General features: G+C 60.7%; 18 protein-coding genes and 1 tRNA gene. 10 read left to right on the top strand and 9 right to left on the bottom strand.

The features are described from left to right. Positions 1-63 precede the first annotated feature (63 nt). Together ACSQ9D_RS17215 and ACSQ9D_RS17210 are read right to left on the bottom strand one after the other, a co-directional pair. Positions 64-1995 carry an autotransporter assembly complex protein TamA gene (locus tag ACSQ9D_RS17215; RefSeq protein ID WP_436283196.1) on the bottom strand — a complete coding sequence of 644 codons (1932 nt, stop codon included), beginning with the start codon at positions 1993-1995 and terminating at the stop codon, positions 64-66. 172 nt (positions 1996-2167) lie between these two features. After that, entirely contained in the window at positions 2168-2431 is a 264-nt protein-coding gene (locus tag ACSQ9D_RS17210) for a YMGG-like glycine zipper-containing protein (protein WP_436283864.1), read from the bottom strand. Positions 2432-2700: 269 nt separating this feature from the next. Here ACSQ9D_RS17210 and ACSQ9D_RS17205 point away from each other — a divergent pair, with 269 nt between their 5' ends. The 4 genes from ACSQ9D_RS17205 (at position 2701) to hemA (ending at position 7834) form a co-directional block, all read left to right on the top strand. Then, on the top strand, positions 2701-3192 hold the full coding sequence (locus tag ACSQ9D_RS17205) for a (2Fe-2S)-binding protein (RefSeq protein ID WP_436283195.1): 492 nt from the start codon (positions 2701-2703) through the stop codon (positions 3190-3192). Between the two features lie 82 nt (positions 3193-3274). Beyond that, complete coding sequence (locus ACSQ9D_RS17200) at positions 3275-5620, top strand: xanthine dehydrogenase family protein molybdopterin-binding subunit (RefSeq protein WP_436283194.1); 2346 nt, start codon at positions 3275-3277, stop codon at positions 5618-5620. A gap of 12 nt (positions 5621-5632) precedes the next feature. After that, the gene (locus tag ACSQ9D_RS17195) at positions 5633-6430 is read left to right on the top strand and encodes an FAD binding domain-containing protein (protein WP_436283193.1); all 798 of its coding nucleotides are present in this window, start codon (positions 5633-5635) and stop codon (positions 6428-6430) included. A gap of 189 nt (positions 6431-6619) precedes the next feature. Next, positions 6620-7834 carry a 5-aminolevulinate synthase gene (gene hemA / locus ACSQ9D_RS17190; protein WP_436283192.1) on the top strand — a complete coding sequence of 405 codons (1215 nt, stop codon included), beginning with the start codon at positions 6620-6622 and terminating at the stop codon, positions 7832-7834. Between the two features lie 32 nt (positions 7835-7866). Here the strand turns inward: hemA and dxr are convergent, their stop codons facing one another. Next, a complete protein-coding gene (gene dxr, locus ACSQ9D_RS17185; protein WP_436283191.1) occupies positions 7867-9060 on the bottom strand; it encodes a 1-deoxy-D-xylulose-5-phosphate reductoisomerase in 1194 nt (397 codons plus the stop codon). 193 nt (positions 9061-9253) lie between these two features. Between dxr and ACSQ9D_RS17180 the strand changes: the two genes are divergently transcribed. Then, positions 9254-9517 carry a BON domain-containing protein gene (locus ACSQ9D_RS17180; RefSeq protein WP_436283863.1) on the top strand — a complete coding sequence of 88 codons (264 nt, stop codon included), beginning with the start codon at positions 9254-9256 and terminating at the stop codon, positions 9515-9517. An 8-nt stretch (positions 9518-9525) separates the two neighbouring features. On the opposite strand, the gene ACSQ9D_RS17175 is transcribed toward ACSQ9D_RS17180, so the two are convergent. Beyond that, positions 9526-9678 (bottom strand): hypothetical protein, encoded by a 153-nt coding sequence (locus ACSQ9D_RS17175; protein ID WP_167371528.1) that lies wholly within the window; start codon positions 9676-9678, stop codon positions 9526-9528. A 177-nt stretch (positions 9679-9855) separates the two neighbouring features. Between ACSQ9D_RS17175 and ACSQ9D_RS17170 the strand changes: the two genes are divergently transcribed. After that, complete coding sequence (locus ACSQ9D_RS17170) at positions 9856-10500, top strand: ThuA domain-containing protein (protein ID WP_436283190.1); 645 nt, start codon at positions 9856-9858, stop codon at positions 10498-10500. Positions 10501-10502: 2 nt separating this feature from the next. Here the strand turns inward: ACSQ9D_RS17170 and ACSQ9D_RS17165 are convergent, their stop codons facing one another. Further along, positions 10503-12173, bottom strand: coding sequence for a phosphoethanolamine transferase (locus ACSQ9D_RS17165; protein ID WP_436283189.1), 1671 nt, complete (start codon positions 12171-12173; stop codon positions 10503-10505). A gap of 115 nt (positions 12174-12288) precedes the next feature. Next, complete coding sequence (locus tag ACSQ9D_RS17160; protein ID WP_436283862.1) at positions 12289-13320, bottom strand: LacI family DNA-binding transcriptional regulator; 1032 nt, start codon at positions 13318-13320, stop codon at positions 12289-12291. A 143-nt stretch (positions 13321-13463) separates the two neighbouring features. On the opposite strand from ACSQ9D_RS17160, the gene ACSQ9D_RS17155 reads away from it, so the two are divergent. Genes ACSQ9D_RS17155 through ACSQ9D_RS17140 form a run of 4 tightly spaced genes read left to right on the top strand, consistent with a single transcriptional unit; the run spans position 13464 to position 16963 of the window. Beyond that, positions 13464-14552: a fatty acid desaturase family protein gene (locus tag ACSQ9D_RS17155; RefSeq protein WP_436283188.1), complete on the top strand. Its 1089-nt coding sequence runs from the start codon at positions 13464-13466 to the stop codon at positions 14550-14552. Positions 14553-14584: 32 nt separating this feature from the next. Further along, positions 14585-14899: a MocE family 2Fe-2S type ferredoxin gene (locus ACSQ9D_RS17150; protein ID WP_436283187.1), complete on the top strand. Its 315-nt coding sequence runs from the start codon at positions 14585-14587 to the stop codon at positions 14897-14899. Between the two features lie 10 nt (positions 14900-14909). Then, positions 14910-16136 (top strand): NAD(P)/FAD-dependent oxidoreductase, encoded by a 1227-nt coding sequence (locus ACSQ9D_RS17145; protein WP_436283186.1) that lies wholly within the window; start codon positions 14910-14912, stop codon positions 16134-16136. A 29-nt stretch (positions 16137-16165) separates the two neighbouring features. Continuing rightward, positions 16166-16963, top strand: coding sequence for a 3-methyl-2-oxobutanoate hydroxymethyltransferase (locus tag ACSQ9D_RS17140; RefSeq protein WP_436283185.1), 798 nt, complete (start codon positions 16166-16168; stop codon positions 16961-16963). Between the two features lie 230 nt (positions 16964-17193). Here ACSQ9D_RS17140 and ACSQ9D_RS17135 read toward each other — a convergent pair whose 3' ends face one another. From ACSQ9D_RS17135 to ACSQ9D_RS17125, 3 genes are all read right to left on the bottom strand, one after another. Next, complete coding sequence (locus ACSQ9D_RS17135; RefSeq protein WP_436283184.1) at positions 17194-17724, bottom strand: dihydrofolate reductase family protein; 531 nt, start codon at positions 17722-17724, stop codon at positions 17194-17196. Between the two features lie 360 nt (positions 17725-18084). Continuing rightward, positions 18085-18161: transfer RNA gene (locus tag ACSQ9D_RS17130), tRNA-Arg, on the bottom strand. Between the two features lie 72 nt (positions 18162-18233). Then, a complete protein-coding gene (locus tag ACSQ9D_RS17125; RefSeq protein WP_436283183.1) occupies positions 18234-19397 on the bottom strand; it encodes a M20 aminoacylase family protein in 1164 nt (387 codons plus the stop codon). Positions 19398-19485 lie beyond the last annotated feature (88 nt).

The raw sequence follows: 19485 nt of genomic DNA, 5'->3' as shown, positions 1-19485 counted from the left end.
CGCGGACATTACTCCGTTTCTATGGCGGCTCAAGGCGCACGAGCGCACTGAGCTGCGAGTATGTTAGAATGACTGTCCGATGCCGGCATAGATGCCGTAATCCGTGCCATCCTCGTACTTGTTCAGCGGTACGGCAAAATCAAGCCGCAGCGGACCAAACGGTGTCGCATAGCGGATGCCGATACCCACACCTGCCCGGATGTCGGAAAAGTCCGGCGCTATGTCGGCTGACACCGTCCCGACATCGATGAAGGGCACGATGCCGATCGTATCGGTGACCTTTACCCGGGTCTCGAACGAGGCCGTGACGTAAGAGGCGCCACCGGTCTCTTCATTGTTCGCGTTGCGAGGCGAGATCTCCTGATAGCCGTAGCCGCGAACCGAGCCACCACCGCCGGCAAAGAAACGGCGTGTGGCGGGAATGTTCTGGAGATCGTCTGCTCCAAGGAGAAAACCTGCGGAAAGCTTGCCGGCAAGAACGATCCGGTCCTCCGTTCCCAGGCCCTGATATCCGGTGATTGAGCCCTCGAAACCGGAGAAGAAGGTCCCGTTATAGGCCTCGTAGCTTGGCGTTGCCTTGAGCGTCGCCCGATAGCCTTCGGTCGGATCGAACTTGTTGTCGCGTGCGTCGCGGTCATACTGAAAGGGCAGCGCAAAGGTCAGGTAGCTGTTCTTGCCGAAGGCATCGTCGTCCCGTTCCCAGCTGACTTCGCCGGCGCCGGTGATCGTATCCAGATCTGACAGCTCGTAGGAAAGGCCGAGGGAGGCGGTGACGAGCTTTGCAGTGTAGGCGTCGGGGTTCTCGGTCTTGGCGAGGATACTGGCCCGTAACGTCGCCGCCGGCAAGAACGCGCCAGGTTTGGTAAAGGCGACGCCGGCCGAATAGTCGAGATCGCCGATATTGGTCGTTTCGCCCAATCGGCCCACGGACCCTTCGACGCGTAGCGCTTCGGCCTCTCCGAAGAGATTGCGATGACCCCAGTAGCCGTTGACGCCGAAGCCGTCGGTTGTCGAATACTGGGCGCCAACGCCGAGGTAGCGCTGCTTGCCCTCCGATACCTCGATCGTCATCGGCAATGTTCCGTCCGGCGCCAGTGCGTCTGCCTCATGAATGGCGACGCTCGAGAAGACGCCTAATGCGCGCAGTCGTTCACCGGCTTTCCTCAATGCCTCCGGCGAATACTGCTCGCCCCTGTTCAACCGGGAATAGCGCTCGATGAAGCCCGGTCGAACGGTTTTTTCACCAGCGACGTCGACGTCGCCGATCGGCGCGACCGGACCACCCTCGGCGGCGAGCACGATGTCGACCGTGTTCGTCCTGTGGTCGGCTATGACTTTGCGGGTCGTCAACTTCGCCAGCGGGCGGCCTTCGCTTTTCAGTTGCTCGACGATCTTGTCGCCAGCCTTGATGATCGTCAGCGAACCGGCCGTCTCACCTGGAGCAAGATCGTAGTCTGCCGGATCGCCTCGTGCGGCGTCGCCGCCGAATTGCACTTCATGGACCTTGAAGACGGGGCCCGCTGCCACACTGATCGTCACCGGGATCGGGCGCGAGCGATTGAAGGTCGGATTGGGTGGAAGGGTGTCGATGTCTCGGCCATCGACCCTGATCGTCACCACGCCGCCGTAGCGGGCCTTCTCGAAGAGGGCGGCGATCAGTCGGTCGCGATCGTCCCTTGCCTTGACAACGACGCCAAGATCACCGGAAACAGGTCGGTCCTTGTCACCCACCAGGCGGGAACTGTTTTCGAGTGCTTCCTTGAGATCGGGATCGTCCGCGTCGGTCGTCAGCGTCACGTCGTAGCGAACCGGGTCTGGCACCTGATCGCTGGCCGATTCGTCATCCTTGCCCCACAAAGTGATGCCGAAAAGCTTGAAGGCGAAAGCCTCCGAGATGAGTGCCGGCGAAAACGCAAATGCAGCCGCGATCACCAACATGGTGCCTGCGCGCCGATACGCTATACCCGGTTTCGGTGCCTTCCCTCTAATTTGCATCCGCCGCTTTTGGTTACATTGGAATTAAGCTTCGCGCCCCCCGGCCGGCGGCAACCTTAGCGGCAAATTTCTTCGGCGTGTACCGTTTTAAATCGCTTAGCCGCTGAAATGGTGGAAAAATGAGAAATCCCGGGCTGTGAACCCAGGATTTCGAGATGATTTTGCTCGGGCCTCAATAGTCGCCGCGGCAATCGTCGATGTAACGTCGACCGTACTGGTCGCGATAGTAGCACTGTCCTGGCTGCTCAGCGACGCGGCCGATGAGGGCGCCAGAAACACCGCCAATCGCTGCACCGACGGCAGCTCCACGCACATTGCCGGTGACCACTCCGCCGATCACGGCCCCAGATGCTGCGCCGATGCCAGCGCCCTGCTGGGTCGGCGTGCAGCTTGCGATCGACAGGCCGATCAAGGTGAATGCGACAATCTTCTTTATCAAATTCTTCTCCTAGGTTGGTCGCCCTCAAAGAGCGGTGGCCGTCCCTGATTCTTTTTTTGTCATGCTAGTCGTCAAACTGTGGCGCAAAAAGAGCAGCCCTGCTTTTCAATGCTCGCTTTTCACACAATTGCTGTTGCAACTTTCGCCCAAATTCGGCGCAACCGGACACGCCGAATTTAATGAGCCTCCCTAAAGTAGTGGTTGATCCCAAAGCGAAAACGTCAAATGATACCGCTCGTGCCTGGAGGAGGCGCGAGGAGGAAATCATGGCGAATGTGAAACTGACGGTGAACGGCCGGGCAGTCAGCGGCGACTGTGAAGAGCGTACGCTTCTTGTCCATTTTATTCGCGAAAAACTCGGTCTGACGGGAACGCACGTCGGCTGTGATACCAACCAATGCGGTGCCTGTGTCATTCACATGGATGGCAAGTCGGTGAAGAGCTGCTCGATCCTTGCCGTCCAGGCCTCGGGTTCGACGATCACCACCATCGAGGGGCTCGCCACCAACGGCGAACTGCATCCGGTTCAGGCCGCCTTCAAGGAGCATCACGGCCTGCAATGCGGCTTCTGCACGCCGGGCATGGTGATGACGGCCGTCGACATGATTTCGCGCCACAGCGGTCACCTCGATGAGAAGACGGTTCGCCATGAGCTCGACGGCAATATCTGTCGATGCACCGGCTACCACAACATCGTCAAAGCCGTCTTGGCTGCCAACGAGCAGATGCATGGCGCTGCCAAGCAGGCGGCCGAATAGCTCTCAGGAATTGTCTGGCTGACTGCCGAACACGAACCTCTTTGGCGGAATGCCGGGCCCGAAACCCCATTGGGAGGACATTATGGGTGTTGAAGGAATTGGTGCACGCGTCGCGCGAAAGGAAGACAAGCGGTTCCTGACCGGCAAGGGCCGTTACACGGACGACATGGTCGTGCCGGGCATGAAATTCGCCTATTTCATCCGCAGTCCATATGCGCACGCCAAAATCGGGGGGATTGACGCAGCCTCGGCAAAGGCGATGCCCGGCGTCATCGACGTGCTCGACGGCAAGCAGTTGCTCGCCGACGGAATCGGCAACCTCATCTGCGGCTGGATGATCCATTCGAAGGATGGTTCGCCGATGAAGATGGGCGCCTGGCGCCCGCTGGCGACAGAGACCGTCCGCTACGTCGGCGATGCCGTCGCAGTGGTGGTCGCGGACTCGCTTGCCGAGGCGCGGGACGCGGCAGAAGCCGTCGTGATTGACTACGAGGAATTGCCGGCTGTCGTCGAAGCGGTCGACGCGCTGAAATCAGGCGCACCCCAGATCCATCCGGAAGCTCAGAATAATCTGATTTTCGACTGGGAACTTGGCGACGCCGCCGCAACCGACAAGGCGGTTTCCGAAGCGGCACACGTCACCGAGATCGAGATTAACAACAACCGCCTGTCGCCCAATGCGATGGAACCGCGCGCTGCGCTCGGTATCTACGACGCCGCTGAGGATCATTACACCTGCTATACGACGAGCCAGAACCCGCATGTTGCCCGTCTCGTGATGAGCGCCTTCTACAACGTCGCGCCTGAGAACAAGCTGCGGGTGATCGCACCGGACGTCGGCGGCGGCTTTGGATCGAAGATCTACATCTATCCCGAAGAGATCGTCTGTCTCTGGGCTTCCAAGAAGACGGGTGTGCCGGTGAAATGGAATTCCGATCGCACCGAAGCCTTCCTGACGGACGCACATGGCCGCGACCACGTCTCGAAGGTGAAGATGGCCTTTGACAGCGACGACCGCATCATCGGGCTGAAGGTCGACACCATCTGCAATCTCGGCGCCTACATGTCGCTCTTTTCGTCGGCGGTTCCGACCTATCTCTACGCGACGTTGCTGTCGGGCCAGTACGATATCCCGGCGATCCACGCCAATGTGCGCACGGTCTACACCAACACCGCGCCGGTCGATGCCTATCGCGGCGCCGGTCGCCCGGAGGCCACCTACCTGCTCGAGCGGACGATGGAAACGGCAGCGCGCGAGCTCGGCATTTCGCCGGCCGAGCTGCGGCGGAAGAACTTCATACGCTCCTTCCCGCATCAGACACCCGTGATCATGAATTACGACGCGGGTGACTACGAAGCATCGCTCAATGCCGCCATGCAGGCGGCCGACTGGAACGGTTTCCAGGCGCGCAAGGCAGAAGCGGCGAACCGCGGCATGAAGCGCGGTCTCGGCATGAGCTGCTACATCGAAGCATGCGGCATCGCCCCCTCGCAGGCGGTCGGCTCGCTTGGCGCAGGCGTCGGCCTGTGGGAATCTGCGGAGGTGCGGGTCAATGCGGTCGGCACGATAGAAGTGCTCACCGGGTCGCACAGCCACGGGCAGGGCCACGAGACGACCTTCGCCCAGCTCGTTTCGGACCGTCTCGGCGTTCCGCTGGAGAGCGTGTCGATCGTGCATGGAGATACCGACAAGGTGCAGATGGGCATGGGCACCTATGGCTCGCGCTCAGGTGCCGTCGGTATGTCTGCCGTGGTCAAGGCGCTCGACAAGGTCGAAGCCAAGGCCAAAAAGATTGCCGCTCATCTGATGGAAGCCGACGAGGGCGATATCGTCATCGAGAACGGCGAGCTGAAGGTTGCCGGTACCGATAAGAGCCTTCCCTGGTTCCAGGTGACGCTCGCCGCCTACACCGCCCACAATCTACCGGGCGGCATGGAACCCGGGTTGAAGGAGACCGCCTTCTACGACCCGTCGAATTTCACGTTCCCGGCGGGCTGCTACATCTGCGAAGTCGAGGTCGATCCCGAAACGGGCAAGACCGAGATCATCCAGTTCGTCGCGGCAGATGATTTCGGCAATATCATCAACCCGATGATCGTCGAGGGCCAGGTGCATGGCGGTATCGCACAAGGTATCGGTCAAGCTCTGCTCGAGGCCGTCCATTATGACGAAAACGGCCAGCTTCTGACGGCGAGCTTCATGGACTATGCCATGCCGCGCGCCGACGATCTGCCCTCGTTCAAGGTCTCGCATCAGGTGACGCCATCCCCGAGCAATCCGCTCGGCATCAAGGGATGCGGCGAGGCCGGCGCGATCGGGTCTCCGCCGGCACTCATCAACGCCATCACCGATGCCATCGGCAACAACATGCTGACGATGCCCGCCACCCCGCAGAAGGTGTGGATGGCAGCGCGCGCGGCTCATTGAGGAGGAACGACGATGTATCAGACCAAGTATCACCGCGCATCCTCGGTCGATGAAGCCGTCAGGATGATTTCGGGAACATCGGAAGGCAAGTATGTTTCCGGTGGCATGACCTTGATCCCAACGATGAAGCAACGCCTCGCCGCGCCAAGCGATCTTGTCGATCTCAGGCATATTCGCGCGATGCAGGGCATCAGGATCGATGGTCGCACGGTGACCATCGGGGCGGCCACGCCACATGCCGAAGTCGCTGCGTCGGCGGCTCTGCGCGCGGTCTGTCCCGCGATCTGCGACCTCGCCGGCACGATCGGCGATCCGCATGTGCGCCACATGGGCACGATCGGCGGTTCGATTGCCAACAATGACCCTGCGGCGGACTACCCGTCGGCGATGCTGGCGCTGAATGCCCGCATCCTCACCAACAAGCGCGAGATCGCCGCGGACGACTTCTTCACCGGTCTGTTCGAGACGGCATTGGAGGATGGCGAACTGCTGACCGCGATCAGTTTCGATGCGCCCGACAAGGCCGGCTACTCGAAGTTTCCAAATCCGGCATCGCGTTATGCGATGACGGGGGTCTTCGTTGCCAAAGGTGCCGGCGGCGTGCGGGTTGCCGTCACCGGGGCTGGATCCAACGGCGTCTTTCGCGAGACGGCCATGGAAACCGCGCTCGACACGAACTGGTCCTCCGGCTCCGTCGCTGGCATCGATGTCAATCCTGCTCGGTTGATGTCGGACTTGCATGCCAGTGCGGAATACCGCGCCAACCTGATCAAAGTGATGGCCAAGCGTGCCGTTGCCGCGGCAGGCTGACGAAACCCACCCGATCGCGAGGCAGCTGTGCCTCGCGATTTTCGCTGCGTCTGGCCAAAACAGACAATTTCTATTTAAAATAATTCAAGACTATGGGCCTTTTGCCGCAGTTAATGGTAAAGCGAGGGCAAAGGGTTGACGTGCGCGCGTCTGTTGGCAACAAACGCTCGCACGAAACTGGAGCAGACGATGGATTTCGAAGCGTTCTTTAAAAACGAGTTGGACGGGCTTCACAGCGAAGGCCGCTATCGCGTTTTTGCCGATCTTGAGCGTCACCGCGGCAGCTTTCCGCGCGCCACGCGCCATACGGCAGACGGCCCGAAAGAAGTGACGGTCTGGTGCTCCAACGACTATCTCGGCATGGGCCAGAACCCGAAGGTGATCGAGGCGATGAAGAATGCCATCGATCACTGTGGCGCGGGTGCGGGAGGCACCCGGAATATCTCTGGCACCACCCACTACCACGTTCTGCTCGAGCGCGAGCTTGCCGATCTTCACGGCAAGGAAGCCGCGCTGATCTTTACGTCTGGCTATGTTTCCAACTGGGCGGCGCTCGGCACGCTCGGCGCCAAGATCCCTGGCCTGATCATCTTCTCCGACGCGCTGAACCACGCGTCGATGATCGAAGGCATCCGCTATGCCAAGTGCGAGAAGGTGATCTGGAAGCACAACGACATCCACGATCTCGAAGCCAAGCTGGCGGCCGCCGACCCGAAGGCGCCGAAGCTGATCGCGTTTGAATCCGTCTATTCGATGGATGGCGATATTGCGCCGATCAAGGAAATCTGCGACCTCGCCGACAAGTACGGCGCCATGACCTATCTCGACGAAGTCCATGCCGTTGGCATGTATGGACCGCGCGGCGGCGGCATTGCCGAGCGCGAAGGCCTGATGGATCGCCTGACGGTGATCGAAGGCACGCTCGGCAAGGCCTTCGGCGTCATGGGCGGCTATATCGCTGCCTCGACGGCGCTTTGCGATTTCATTCGTTCCTTCGCATCGGGCTTCATCTTCACCACGGCCTTGCCGCCGGCACTTGCCGCCGGTGCGGTCGCCTCGATCCAGCATCTGAAGGTCAGTCCCTTCGAGCGTGCGCGTCACCAGGATCGTGTCCGCAAGCTGCGGGCACTGCTCGATCAGCGCGGCATCCCGCACATGCCGAACCCGAGCCATATCGTCCCGGTCATGGTCGGCGATGCGGCAAAGTGCAAGTGGATCTCCGACCTGCTGCTCGACAATTGCGGCGTCTATGTGCAGCCGATCAACTACCCGACGGTGCCGAAGAAGACCGAGCGCCTGCGCATCACTCCGACACCGCTGCACAGCGATGCCGACATCGAGCATCTCGTGGATGCGCTGCATTCGCTGTGGTCGCGCTGCGCGCTCGCCCGGCACGTTGCTTAAGGGCGCTTGGTTTGCAAAAAGATTGGCCGCCGTCAGGCGGCCTTTTCGCTAAGAGCGATCAGTTCTGCAGCGAGCCTTCGGGCTTCGGCATCGGCAGCAAACACGTCGTCCATCGTCCGCGCTTCACCCGTTTTGATCATCTTGTCCATGACCGCCTCGGCAATATCGGCCATCATCAGGAAGCCGATCCGTTCATCGACGAAGGCGTGAAACGCAACTTCCTCAGCCGCGTTCATGATGGCACCCTGCAGGCCGCCGCGCTCCAGCGCGGTGCGCGCCAATCTTAGCGCCGGGAAGCGCTCTTCATCAGGGGCCTCGAAATCCAGGCGCGAGAGCTTGGCAAAGTCCAGCCGCTCGACGTTCAGCGTCGGCCGGCGCGGATAGTCGAGTGCATAGCCGATCGCCGTCCTCATGTCGGGGCTGCCGAGCTGGGCTATGATCGATCCATCCGTGTAGCCGACCATGGAGTGGACGATCGACTGCGGGTGAACGATCACTTCGATCTGGTCCGGGCGAACGCCGAAGAGATGCTTTGCCTCGATCATCTCCAGCGCCTTGTTGAACATCGAGGCACTTCCGACCGAGATCTTCAGTCCCATTGACCAGTTGGGGTGCGCGCGCGCTGTCGCTGCCGTCACATTCGCCATGTCGGCGCGCGACCAGGTGCGGAACGGACCGCCGGACGCCGTCAGGATGATCCGTTCGACCGCATGCCGCTGGTCCTCGTCAAGAGACTGAAAGATTGCGCTGTGTTCGCTGTCGACGGGGATCAGCCGTCCGCCGCCCTTCGCCACGGCATCGACGAAAAGATCGCCAGCCGAAACCAGACATTCCTTGTTGGCGAGCGCGATCGTGGCGCCCTTGCGGGCGGCAGCCAGTGTCGGGGCCAGTCCGGCCGTACCGACGATGGCGGCCATCACCCAATCCGCATCGAGGTCGGCGGCTTCGGCCAGGCCGGACACGCCGGCGGCCACCGCGATGCCGCTGCCTGAGAGCTCGTCCTTCAGCGAGTGATATTTGTCGTCGCTAGCCGTGACCGCAAGCTTGGCGCCCGCCTGCTTGGCCTGCTGCGCCAGAAGCTGGACGTTCTCGTTGCCGGTCACGACCGAGATCTCATAGCCGTCCCGTCCGCCCAGTTGCTCGATAACGTCGAGCGTATTTTGTCCGATCGAGCCGGTTGAGCCAAAAATACTGAGGCGCCTGGGCGCACGTTCGCGTGCCATCATCGGTGATTTCGCCAAAACTCTTGCATTGGCTCTGGCTGTACAGGGGATTGAAATGAGCGGCAAGTGTGCCGCGCAGCAGAAATCCGGCAGCCGGCCAGGCGTTCGCTGCTTTCGCAGATCAGGTTCGATGGCCCTGCGCGAAACCAACTGCCGATCGCCGCGTTTTGTTGAAGTCGAAACAGGAGGAAGTGCAATGGTTTTCAAGCAACCAACCTTCTTTGGCGAGCCCTTTGATCCGGAAACAGGCGACAAGGATGCTTCGCTCGAAAAGGCCGTGGCGAATGCCCTGGCTGTGGCAGGCGGCATCGATGCGGCGGATGTGAAGGTGACGGTTGAGGACCATGCCGTTGTGCTGACAGGCGTTGTGGCAACCGCGCCTGAAATCGACCGCGCAACAGAGGTTGCGCAGGCTATCGCCGGGACGAATCCTGTGCGCAATGATATTCAGGTAGCGTAGTTATCCGATCAACCGGCGAAGCGTTCCATCAGGAAGGTCGAACCTGCGACCCTGTCTGTCTTTGGCGTGGTGATCGGTCCCGTCGACTTATAGGCGGTTGCGAGCAGCAGGCCGCTGACAATGAGATATGCGAATGCAAGCAACGTCAGTTTTATGCGCATGGCAAGCACTCCTCTTTTTGCGTCAAACGCCGTGTCGGTTGGAAAAGTTCCGCCTTCTGACCGCCGGCAGAAAATGTGATCGGCAAAAGGCTCGCACTGGCTTAGGCCGGCAGTCTTGTCGTAAGTAAGAGTTGGCCGTTTTCGGCGGCCTAGTACGTTCGGTAAGGGGAGGTGCGCATGCGCAAAGCGATCATCGTCTGGGGCGGTTGGAGCGGCCACGAGCCTGAAGCCTGCGCGCACCGCGTCGGGGAACTGTTGCAGGAGGATGGCTTTGCCGTCGAAGTGACCGGCGACCTTGGCATCTTCGGATCAGCGGCGATCGCGAACGCCGATCTGCTGGTGCCTGTTATCACCGGCGAGAAGATCGAGAAAGGCCATGCCAATGCGTTGGTGGAGGCCGTGCGCGGCGGTCTCGGCCTCGGCGGGCATCACGGCGCTCTTGCGACCTCGTTCAAAGAGAGTGCTCCGTTCCGCTATGTTTCCGGCGTGACCTGGGTCGCCCATCCCGGCAACATCATCGATTTTCGCGTCAACGTCACTCGCCAGCATGATCCTGTGATGGAGGGCATTCCCGATTTCGACTATCGGTCAGAGCAATACTACCTCCACTACGATCCGTCGGTCGAAATCCTGGCGACGACGAGCTTTTCCGGAGAGTATGATGCGGCTGCGCGCAACGTCACGATGCCGGTCGCCTTCAAGCGTCAGTTCGGCTCGGGACGTGTGTTTTACTCTGCGCTCGGCCATGTAGCGAGCGAGTTCGATCACCCCTACATGCGCCTCATTCTTCGTCGCGGCCTTTCCTGGGCAGCGCGCTCTTAGCGCTAGGAGGTCCGACCCGTCTTACAACCGGCGAAGACATCAAGCTTCGCGTCATAGACGGACGTCGAGATATTCATCATTCCGAGCACGCTGTGGAACAGGTTGTCATGGGATGTCGGCTGTGCTGTCGACTGGGCCAAGCATGCCTTGTCGAGTGCCATCGACGCAGTGAAATCCGGGTCGAGCCAAACGAAGAAAGGAACGTGCGTCTGCTCCTCCGGGGCGAGGATATAGGGCGCCCCATGGAGATAGAGACCCTTCTCGCCCAACGACTCACCGTGATCCGACATGTAGATCAAGCCGGTCGCAATCTTGTCGCTGCGAGCCTTGAGCCTGTCGATGACCGTGGAAAGGAAATGGTCGGTGTAGAGGATCGAGTTGTCGTATGCGTTGACGATTTCATCGTCCTTGCAGTCGCCGAGCTCCGCCGTCTCGCACTCAGGGGTGAACTTCCGGAACTCGTGGGGATAGCGCAGGTAATAGGCCGGGCCGTGGCTGCCGATCTGATGCAGGACGAGCACGCTATCCTTGGTGACGCCGTTCAGCCACGTGTCGAGCTTGTCCAGGAAGATGCCGTCCTGGCACTCGCCGTCTTTGCAGAACCGTGGATCGGTCGAATTCGCGAGGTCTACATAATTGATGCGGGCAGCGGCGCCCTTGCTGCCGGTGTTGTTGTCAAACCATGTCACGTCGATGCCCGCGTGGGCGAGAACATCCATCAGGCCTTCGTTCTCGATGCCTTTGCTATGGGTGAAGCGTGCGCGCGTGAACTGCGAGAACATGCAGGGTATCGACGTTGCAGTTGCCGTGCCGCAGCTCGTCGTTTGCGGGAAATAGATGACGCCCTGCTTCCGAAGCTCGGGGTTGGTGTCGCGATGATAGCCGCCGAGCGAAAAGTTCATCGCCCGCGCAGTCTCGCCGGCAACGATAATCGTCACCCGTGGTTTGTGCACGTCCACGACAGGGACGACCCTGGCGTCGGTGCCGAGCGGCTTGACGACGAGCCTGGTTTCTTTGCCGGTCTGCATGAAATACCGTGTGGCGCCGACGATCGGGGTAACGGGGTTCAGGCTCTTCACGATGTCTCGGTGCTGACGGATCGCTGCAGTATACTCCTTGGCGTAGACGCCCGCGACGGCGCCGAATACCAACAGGCAGCCGACGATCGTCACGCTGTTCCACAAGAGCTTCTGCAGCACGGGGCGGTGAACCACCTTGACCCAAAGGATCAACGTGATCGGAATAACGGCGAACAATACGACATGCAGGAGAAAGCCGGGCGTAATCAGGTGATTGGCCTCGGCAGGCGTCGTTTCCATCGCATTTCGGATCATGTCGCTGTCGACGATCACGCCGAAGGTGTCGGTGAACCACGCCGCCAGTGCCGCCGCAAGTACCAGGAAAATCAAAACCGGCTTGATGACGTATTTCGCCGAAAAGGCCGTGACGATGGCCACGAACAGAACCGAGATCGCAATGTAAAGTGCGGTGATCGCTGTCGGCGTGGTGGCGAGATAGGTGTGAACCTTCCCCCAGAACGTCCGGTTCGTGAACAGGACGAGATAGAGCCCGGTGATGGCGGAGAGCGAAATGCTGCCGATTCTTGGCCGATAAAGCGACGGTGGTGTCAAGAGGGCGGCCCTCGGTGCCTGTTTGTTCACACGGGCGAACATTTCAGTCCACCGCAGTAGCGGTTAAATGTGTCATGAAACTGACACGCACCTGAACGGTTTCGCCGCCGACCGATGCCGTTCGTTGGTCTTGATACTGGAATGCCGCGACGAGCGGCTAGATGTTCTCTGAGGTGTAGATATCGAAAGGCAAGAACGATTGCCCCGGAACCGCATCATTCTCCGACCCAAGGGAAGAGGTCATCAGGGTGATCAATTCGCTGCAGAGGTTCTTGATCGGCGTTGAGATCGCCACGGTCACCGCGTCGTCAGCAAGCGCTGCACGCGAGTCGGGTGTCAGTTCGTTAACGACGACGACAAGCTTGCCGGCAAGGCCCTCTTCGCGCACAGCCGAGATCGCGCCTTCCATGCCGCCGCCGCAGACATAAAATCCGATGAGGTCCGAATGCTGCTTGAGGAGATTGATAGTGGCTTCGTGAGTTATCTCAGGCGTCTCCAGGTTGATCAGCGTTTCGAGAACCTCAAAATCAGGGGCATTCTCGCGGAAATAGGAGCGGAAGCCGATCTCGCGCAACTCATGCCCGAGGTAACGATGGCTGCCGACGAAGCAGGCGACCTTTCCGGGGGTTCTGGCGGCCTTTGCGATCATCCAGGCGGCCGTGCGGCCGACCTTCCGATTGTTCAATCCGATGTAGCCCCGCCGCACGCCACTTGCGAGGTCAGACAGGATTGAAAAGACCGGGACGCCCTTGGCTTTCAGGTCTTCGACCTCGGCGGTGACGGCCGGATAGTCCGGTCCGACCAAAGCAATCGCCTGATTGCGGCTCGCGAGAAGCTTCAGTTTTTCGATGATGGCGGCCGGTGTCGACGCGGCCGCGTACTCGATCTGCGCCGTAATGCGGAATGACGTATTGGCGTGCGCCGCCTGCTCAATTTCGCGAGCGAGCGTTTGATAAAACGACTGGGCAGGACGCTGCAGCAAAAACCCCAGCCGATAATGCGGGAGGTCCTGAAACACCCGCTGCCGGAGCAGACCGACGGCATGATAGCCGATCGAGGCTGCCGCGTTATAGACGCGTCGCGCCGTCTCCTCCCGAACGCGATGGCGACCGTTCAGCACACGATCGACCGTCGCGACGCTAACGCCGGAAGCATCCGCCAGATCCTGTATCGTTGGTCGCCTTACCATCGTGCCCTTGCAAGAATCCATCATCGTGATGGCATCGCAATGATGTGTTTTGATAGAATACATCAAGGCTGCATTGTCGCATGACGAAAGTCAACCTAATCTCTGTTGGACGGGCCGGGAGGGACGGCCTGTGGGAGATTAAAATGGCAGACCAGACGAAGAAGCGAGACTACAGCCTGCTTGGCGAAAACGGCCGAACGGCCGTCGACATCGGACTGGCGGCCGCGGAGTGGTATCACAGCGAGGTTGCGCGCAAGGATATAAAGGCGCTGATGCAGCGTTCCGACGCCCCGGCCATTCGCGACACGATCATCTGGCTCGGGGCGATGATCGTCTTTGCCGGGTTTGCTATCTATTTCTGGGGCTCCTGGCTCTCTCTGCCGTTTTTCCTTGCCTATGGGGTGCTTTACGGCTCGGCATCCGATAGCCGCTGGCACGAATGCGGCCACGGTACGGCCTTCAAGACACGCTGGATGAATGATGCGGTCTATCAAATCGCCTGCTTCATGATCATGCGCAATCCGGTGACCTGGCGCTGGAGCCATACGCGCCATCACACCGACACGGTGATCGTCGGCCGTGATCCCGAAATTGCAGTGATGCGCCCGCCGGATCTGCTGCGGCTGGTCCTGAACTTCTTCGGCCTTCTCGATGTCTGGCATGCAGTGGTCGACATGCTGCGCAATGCCTTCGGCATCATCAGCGCGGAAGAGAAGACCTTCATTCCTGAGATGGAACAGCCGCGCGCCATCTTTATCGCGCGCATCTGGCTTGCCATCTATGTCGTAACGATCGCGGCTGCGATTGCGATGGGCTCCATCCTGCCGCTGATGCTGATCGGCCTGCCCCGGCTCTATGGCGCGTGGCATCATGTGCTGACCGGCCTGCTCCAGCATGGCGGTCTCGCGGACAATGTCATCGACCACCGTTTGAACAGCCGCACGGTCCATATGAACCCGGTCAGCCGCTTCATTTACTGGAACATGAACTACCACGTCGAGCATCACATGTTCCCGATGGTGCCCTACCACGCGCTGCCGCGCCTGCATGCGATGATCAAGCACGATCTGCCGGTGGCCAATCCGTCGATTTGGTCCGGCTATCGCGAGATGATCCCGGCATTTCTGCGCCAACTGCGCAACGAGGACTATTTCCTCAAACGCGAGCTGCCGGCGACGGCGCGGCCCTATCGCGAGGAATTCCATAGCGAGCTTGCGCCGGCGGCCCAATAGCCCGCGCGAAACAAAGAGTTTGGGAGGACAAGATGAGCGGAAATTGGATCGAGGTCTGTGCGGTCGACGACATCGACGAGGAGGATGTCATGCGTTTCGATCACGCCGGCAGGACGTTTGCGGTCTACCGCAGCCCCGACGACGAGTTCTTCGCAACCGACGGGCTCTGCACGCACGAGCACGTCCATCTCGCCGACGGCCTCGTCATGGACGAGATCATCGAATGTCCGAAGCACAATGGCCGCTTCAACTACAAGACGGGTGAAGCCAAGGGGGCGCCGGTTTGCGTCAACCTGAGCACCTATCCCGTCAAAGTCGAAGGCGGTGCCGTCTTCATCTCGATCTGAGGAGGCTGTGATGACCCATTTCGTGATCATCGGGGCAGGGGAGTGCGGCGCACGCGCGGCGTTTGCCCTGCGCGAAAAGGGCTATGACGGCGAGATCACGCTGATCGGTAGCGAGTCGCTTGCGCCCTACGAGCGGCCGCCGCTTTCAAAGGCGAGCGACGAGCGTTCGGCGGTGCCGAAATTCATCGCCGAGCCGGCCAAATATGTCGAAAGCGGCATCAGCCTGCTGACGGGTGTCACAATTCAGGGTCTCGATCCCGAGGCAAAGTCAGTCGCGCTTTCCGATGGCCGCACCATTGCCTATGACAAGCTCCTGCTTGCGACCGGCGCTCGCGCACGGCCTTTTCCGGGGATCGGCGCGGAGAGCGAGCATATCCGTTCGCTGCGCACCCATGCGGACGCGGTTGCCCTTCGGAAGGCCATGGTGCCCGGCAAGCGCATCGCGATCATCGGCGGCGGCTTTATCGGCCTGGAACTTGCCGCGACGGCGCGGGCGCTCGGAGCTGATGTGACGGTTCTCGAAGGACTGGAGCGCGTGCTGAAGCGCGGCGTGCCGGATGAGGTTGCCCGCGTCATCACCGAACGCCATTCGCTCGAAGGCGTCGACATTCGCTGCGGCGTTGCAATCAACAGTGTCACGGGAAAGGGCGAAAGGGCGATCATCCGCCTGGTCGATGGCGATACTGTCGAGGCGGATCTGGTGCTCGTCGGCATTGGCGCCGTTCCCAATACGGATCTTGCCGCTCGCGCCGGCCTCAGGATCGACAACGGCGTTGCCGTCGACGAATTCCTGCGCACCTCGGCACCTGACATTTACGCAGCCGGCGACTGCTGCTCGTTCCCGCTGGCGATCTATGGCGGCCGCCGCGTGCGGCTCGAATCCTGGCGCAATGCCCAGGAGCAGGGGGCACTGGCCGCCGCCAATATGATAGGGCCTAGCAAAGCCGTTTCGTCCGTACCGTGGTTCTGGTCCGATCAATACGATGTGACGCTGCAGATCGCCGGCTTGGCGGAGGGCGCCGTTCAGCATCTGCGACGCGATCTCGGCGATGGCGCCTTCATCCTGTTCCATCTCGATCAAGCCGGCCGGTTGCTTGCGGCAAGCGGCATCGGTCGCGGCAATGCGGTCGCCCGCGACATACGGCTTGCCGAAATGCTGATCGCGGCGCGCGCCCATCCGGATCCGGCGGCCCTCGTCGCAAGCAACGTCAAACTGAAATCCCTCCTGGCCGCCTGAGTGGCGACCGTATTCTCAAGGTATCGGCAATGAGCAAACAAGCGCGACCGACTGTGCATGACCTCCTGGCAATGAAGGGCAAGCGGCAGCTCAGCATGCTACGCGTGGTAGCGCTCGAGGAGGCCGAAGCGGCCGAGGCCGCCGGCATCGATCTGATTTCGGTTCCTCCCGAGCTCCTCGTCGATCCACAGTTTCGCGATGCCGCTCCCGGTCGCTTCGCAATCCCCGGCGGCGAGTACGGCCAGAGCGGTGCCACCACCGATGAGATCCTGCGCTGCGCCGTGACGATGCGGGCGGCGTCAGCCGATGCCATCTACTGCGCCGCCAGCCTGCAGACGATCAGGCGGCTGCGTGACGAACATATTCCCGTCTGCGGCCATACGGGGCTCATTCCGTCGCATTCCACATGGACGGGCGGTTTTCGGGCCGTCGGGAAGACGGCGGCATCGGCAGCCTTCGTCTACAAGCAGGTGAAGGATCTGGAGGCCGCGGGTGCTTTCAGCGCGGAAATCGAGGTGGTGCCGGCCGAGGTCGCTGCGGCGATTTCGGAACGGACCTCGATGCTGCTGATCTCCATGGGAGCCGGCAGCGGCTGCGATGCCCAATATCTCTTCTCCGAGGACGTGCTGGGCCTGAATCGCGGGCACTATCCGCGCCACGCCAAGGTCTATCGCAACCTCGCGGCGGAATATGATCGGATCCAGGTGGAACGGATCGCGGCATTCCGCGAATACGCCGCCGACATCGCAAGCGGCGCCTATCCCGAGGAACGTCATCGCGTGCCTGTTGATGCCGAGGAGTTGGAGAGGTTTCTGTCCCGACTCTAATTGCCGGAAATTTCGCCTTCTTGATCGCCGCGCATGAACCGCCCATCCTTCTTCAGATTGGGCGTGCTCGATACTGGTGCCATCTGTAACGGACTTTGAGTCAATCCCTTGTCAGTGCGGCGGTCCGATCGCCGCACCGGATGTCCGATCTTCGGCCGGCGACCAAGGGGAAAACGCGACCCCAGCGCAGACCTGACGCGCCGGCGCAGTCCGTCTGGCGAGACACGCGATTAAGCAGGAACGTACGTCAACCTAATCACGTCCTCGCCAACGTGATCTGTGGAAACAAGGCGCAGTGGTGGCCGCGGGCCGGCGAAGAATGGCTTGCCGCGACCAAGCACGACGGGGTGGAAGTAGAGTCGATACTCATCAATAAGACCAAGGTCGGTTAGGCTTCGTGCTAGGTCTGGTCCGGAAACTGCAATCTCCCCAACGAGCCGAGCCCTCAGGCCACGTATCACCGCCTCGATGCCATCCTCAACAAGTGTGGCGTTGGGGCCGACTGACTTCAACGAGCGCGACACGACCCACTTCGGTTGGCGCCGCCACGCCTGCGCGAACTCGCGTTGCTCCCCATTCCACTCAGGACGGTCTTCGTCCCAATAACGCATGATCTCGTACATGCGGCGACCGTACACACTGCCCGTCAGGTCGCGCACTTGCTCTATCCAGTGACGAAAGAGCGCGGGGCCTGTCGGCATTGCCAGGTGGTCGACGTAGCCGTCCAGGGACTGGTTCATTCCAAACACGAGCTTCGCCATGCTGCAAAATCTCCACCGCAGGGTATTCAGAATAGCTTGAGGCGACACTACGCAAAGTGAGGTTGGGCATAAACTGCGCGCCTCTTTGTCGGAGTGACGAATAACCAAAGGACCGCTAACCACCCTCGTGCGACATTGGAATTTCTGCTTGCGGGCAGGTCGGAACGCCCTTCCACGACCGGGACGGAGGTTTCTGCGCGGGTACCAAGCGTCAGATTCTATCCACTCTAGATACGGATGTCATCGATTTCGATGATGTCTATTCAGGCGGCCGACAACACGTTGAATCATTGAGAATCAACGTGAACAGATGCACGAACGGGACACTCTGAGGAAATCGAAGGTTAAACTTTGAAATACTGGTGATCCCGACGCGATTCGAACGCGTGACCCTCAGATTAGGAATCTGATGCTCTATCCTGCTGAGCTACGGGACCACTTGAGCGTCATGCATACAAAAGGCTTGGCCGGAAGCCAAGCTCTTTTGCAATGCCCGCATGAAGTCAGTTTCAGGCACCGAGGCGCTGTTCGGCAAGCCGCACCCAGTAGGAAATACCGTGGGCGATCGTTTCGTCGTTGAAATCGTAGGCGGCGTTGTGCAGGCCGGCCGTGTCGCCGTTGCCGATGAAGATGAATGCGCCCGGACGGGCGTTCAGCATGTAGGAGAAGTCCTCGCCGCCCATCATCGGGTCGATCTCAGCATTCACGTTGCCGGCGCCGGCGATCTCGCCAGCGATGCGCAGGGCGTGGCCGGTTTCCGTCGCGTGGTTGAAGGTCACCGGATAGTTGCGGTGGAAGTTGATGTCAACCTCGGCTCCATGGGCCGCAACCAGGCCGTTAACCACCTGCTTGAGGCGCGTCTCGGCGAGGTTGCGCACCTCTTCGTCGAGCGTGCGCACCGTGCCGGCGATCGTCGCATCGTTCGGGATGACGTTGTGCGCAAAACCGGCATTGAACTTGGTGACCGAGACGACGACCGAGCGCAGCGGGTCGACGCTGCGGGAGGCAATCAGCTGCAGGTTGCTGACGATCTGCGCGCCGATCGCGATCGGATCGATCGTCCGGTGCGGCTGTGCCGCATGGCCGCCGCGGCCCTTGATGGTGATGGTGAATTCGTCGGTGGCGGCCATGATCGCGCCGCTGCGGATGGCGAAGTGCCCGACCGGAAGGCCCGGCAAGTTGTGCATGCCGTAGACCTCTTCGATGCCGAAGCGCTCCATCATGCCGTCCTTGACCATCAGGTTGCCGCCGCCGCCGCCTTCTTCGGCCGGCTGGAAGATGACCGCAATATTGCCGTTGAAGTTGCGCGTCTCGGCCAGATATTTCGCCGCGCCGAGCAGCATGGCGGTGTGGCCGTCGTGGCCGCAGGCATGCATCTTGCCCGGGGTCGTCGAAGCCCAGGGTTTGCCGCTGATTTCGGTGAGCGGCAGGGCATCCATGTCGGCGCGCAGGCCGATGGTGCGCGCGCCTTCGCCCTTGCCCTTGATCAGGCCGACGACGCCGGTCCTGCCGATGCCGGTGACGATCTCGTCGACACCGAACTCCTTGAGTTTCTCGGCCACGAAGGCGGCGGTGTTTTCGACCGCGAAGAGAAGTTCGGGACGCGCATGGATATGCCGTCGCCACTCTGTCACTTCGTCCTGAAGTTCGGCGGCTCTGTTCAAAATCGGCATGCTGGCTTTCCTGTCGTGAAAATCGAAACGGGGACGGAACCGGGTCGCGGGGACACGATGCCGCAGAAATAACTTAATCAAGGCCCTT

The sequence above is a fragment of the Rhizobium sp. LjRoot258 genome, from assembly GCF_964254185.1.
GTDB lineage: Bacteria > Pseudomonadota > Alphaproteobacteria > Rhizobiales > Rhizobiaceae > Rhizobium.
The sequence above is the reverse complement of the archived record's forward strand: the minus strand, read 5'-3'. Positions and strand labels throughout refer to the sequence as shown.

What these genes read in the sequence shown, in the direction of transcription:
- ACSQ9D_RS17215 (WP_436283196.1), bottom strand. Translation starts at nt 1,995, where the DNA reads ATGCAAATTAGAGGGAAGGCACCGAAACCGGGTATAGCGTATCGGCGC.
- ACSQ9D_RS17205 (WP_436283195.1), top strand. Translation starts at nt 2,701, where the DNA reads ATGGCGAATGTGAAACTGACGGTGAACGGCCGGGCAGTCAGCGGCGAC.
- ACSQ9D_RS17200 (WP_436283194.1), top strand. Translation starts at nt 3,275, where the DNA reads ATGGGTGTTGAAGGAATTGGTGCACGCGTCGCGCGAAAGGAAGACAAG.
- ACSQ9D_RS17195 (WP_436283193.1), top strand. Translation starts at nt 5,633, where the DNA reads ATGTATCAGACCAAGTATCACCGCGCATCCTCGGTCGATGAAGCCGTC.
- hemA (WP_436283192.1), top strand. Translation starts at nt 6,620, where the DNA reads ATGGATTTCGAAGCGTTCTTTAAAAACGAGTTGGACGGGCTTCACAGC.
- dxr (WP_436283191.1), bottom strand. Translation starts at nt 9,060, where the DNA reads ATGATGGCACGCGAACGTGCGCCCAGGCGCCTCAGTATTTTTGGCTCA.
- ACSQ9D_RS17180 (WP_436283863.1), top strand. Translation starts at nt 9,254, where the DNA reads ATGGTTTTCAAGCAACCAACCTTCTTTGGCGAGCCCTTTGATCCGGAA.
- ACSQ9D_RS17175 (WP_167371528.1), bottom strand. Translation starts at nt 9,678, where the DNA reads ATGCGCATAAAACTGACGTTGCTTGCATTCGCATATCTCATTGTCAGC.
- ACSQ9D_RS17170 (WP_436283190.1), top strand. Translation starts at nt 9,856, where the DNA reads ATGCGCAAAGCGATCATCGTCTGGGGCGGTTGGAGCGGCCACGAGCCT.
- ACSQ9D_RS17165 (WP_436283189.1), bottom strand. Translation starts at nt 12,173, where the DNA reads ATGTTCGCCCGTGTGAACAAACAGGCACCGAGGGCCGCCCTCTTGACA.
- ACSQ9D_RS17160 (WP_436283862.1), bottom strand. Translation starts at nt 13,320, where the DNA reads ATGGTAAGGCGACCAACGATACAGGATCTGGCGGATGCTTCCGGCGTT.
- ACSQ9D_RS17155 (WP_436283188.1), top strand. Translation starts at nt 13,464, where the DNA reads ATGGCAGACCAGACGAAGAAGCGAGACTACAGCCTGCTTGGCGAAAAC.
- ACSQ9D_RS17150 (WP_436283187.1), top strand. Translation starts at nt 14,585, where the DNA reads ATGAGCGGAAATTGGATCGAGGTCTGTGCGGTCGACGACATCGACGAG.
- ACSQ9D_RS17145 (WP_436283186.1), top strand. Translation starts at nt 14,910, where the DNA reads ATGACCCATTTCGTGATCATCGGGGCAGGGGAGTGCGGCGCACGCGCG.
- ACSQ9D_RS17140 (WP_436283185.1), top strand. Translation starts at nt 16,166, where the DNA reads ATGAGCAAACAAGCGCGACCGACTGTGCATGACCTCCTGGCAATGAAG.
- ACSQ9D_RS17135 (WP_436283184.1), bottom strand. Translation starts at nt 17,724, where the DNA reads ATGGCGAAGCTCGTGTTTGGAATGAACCAGTCCCTGGACGGCTACGTC.
- ACSQ9D_RS17125 (WP_436283183.1), bottom strand. Translation starts at nt 19,397, where the DNA reads ATGCCGATTTTGAACAGAGCCGCCGAACTTCAGGACGAAGTGACAGAG.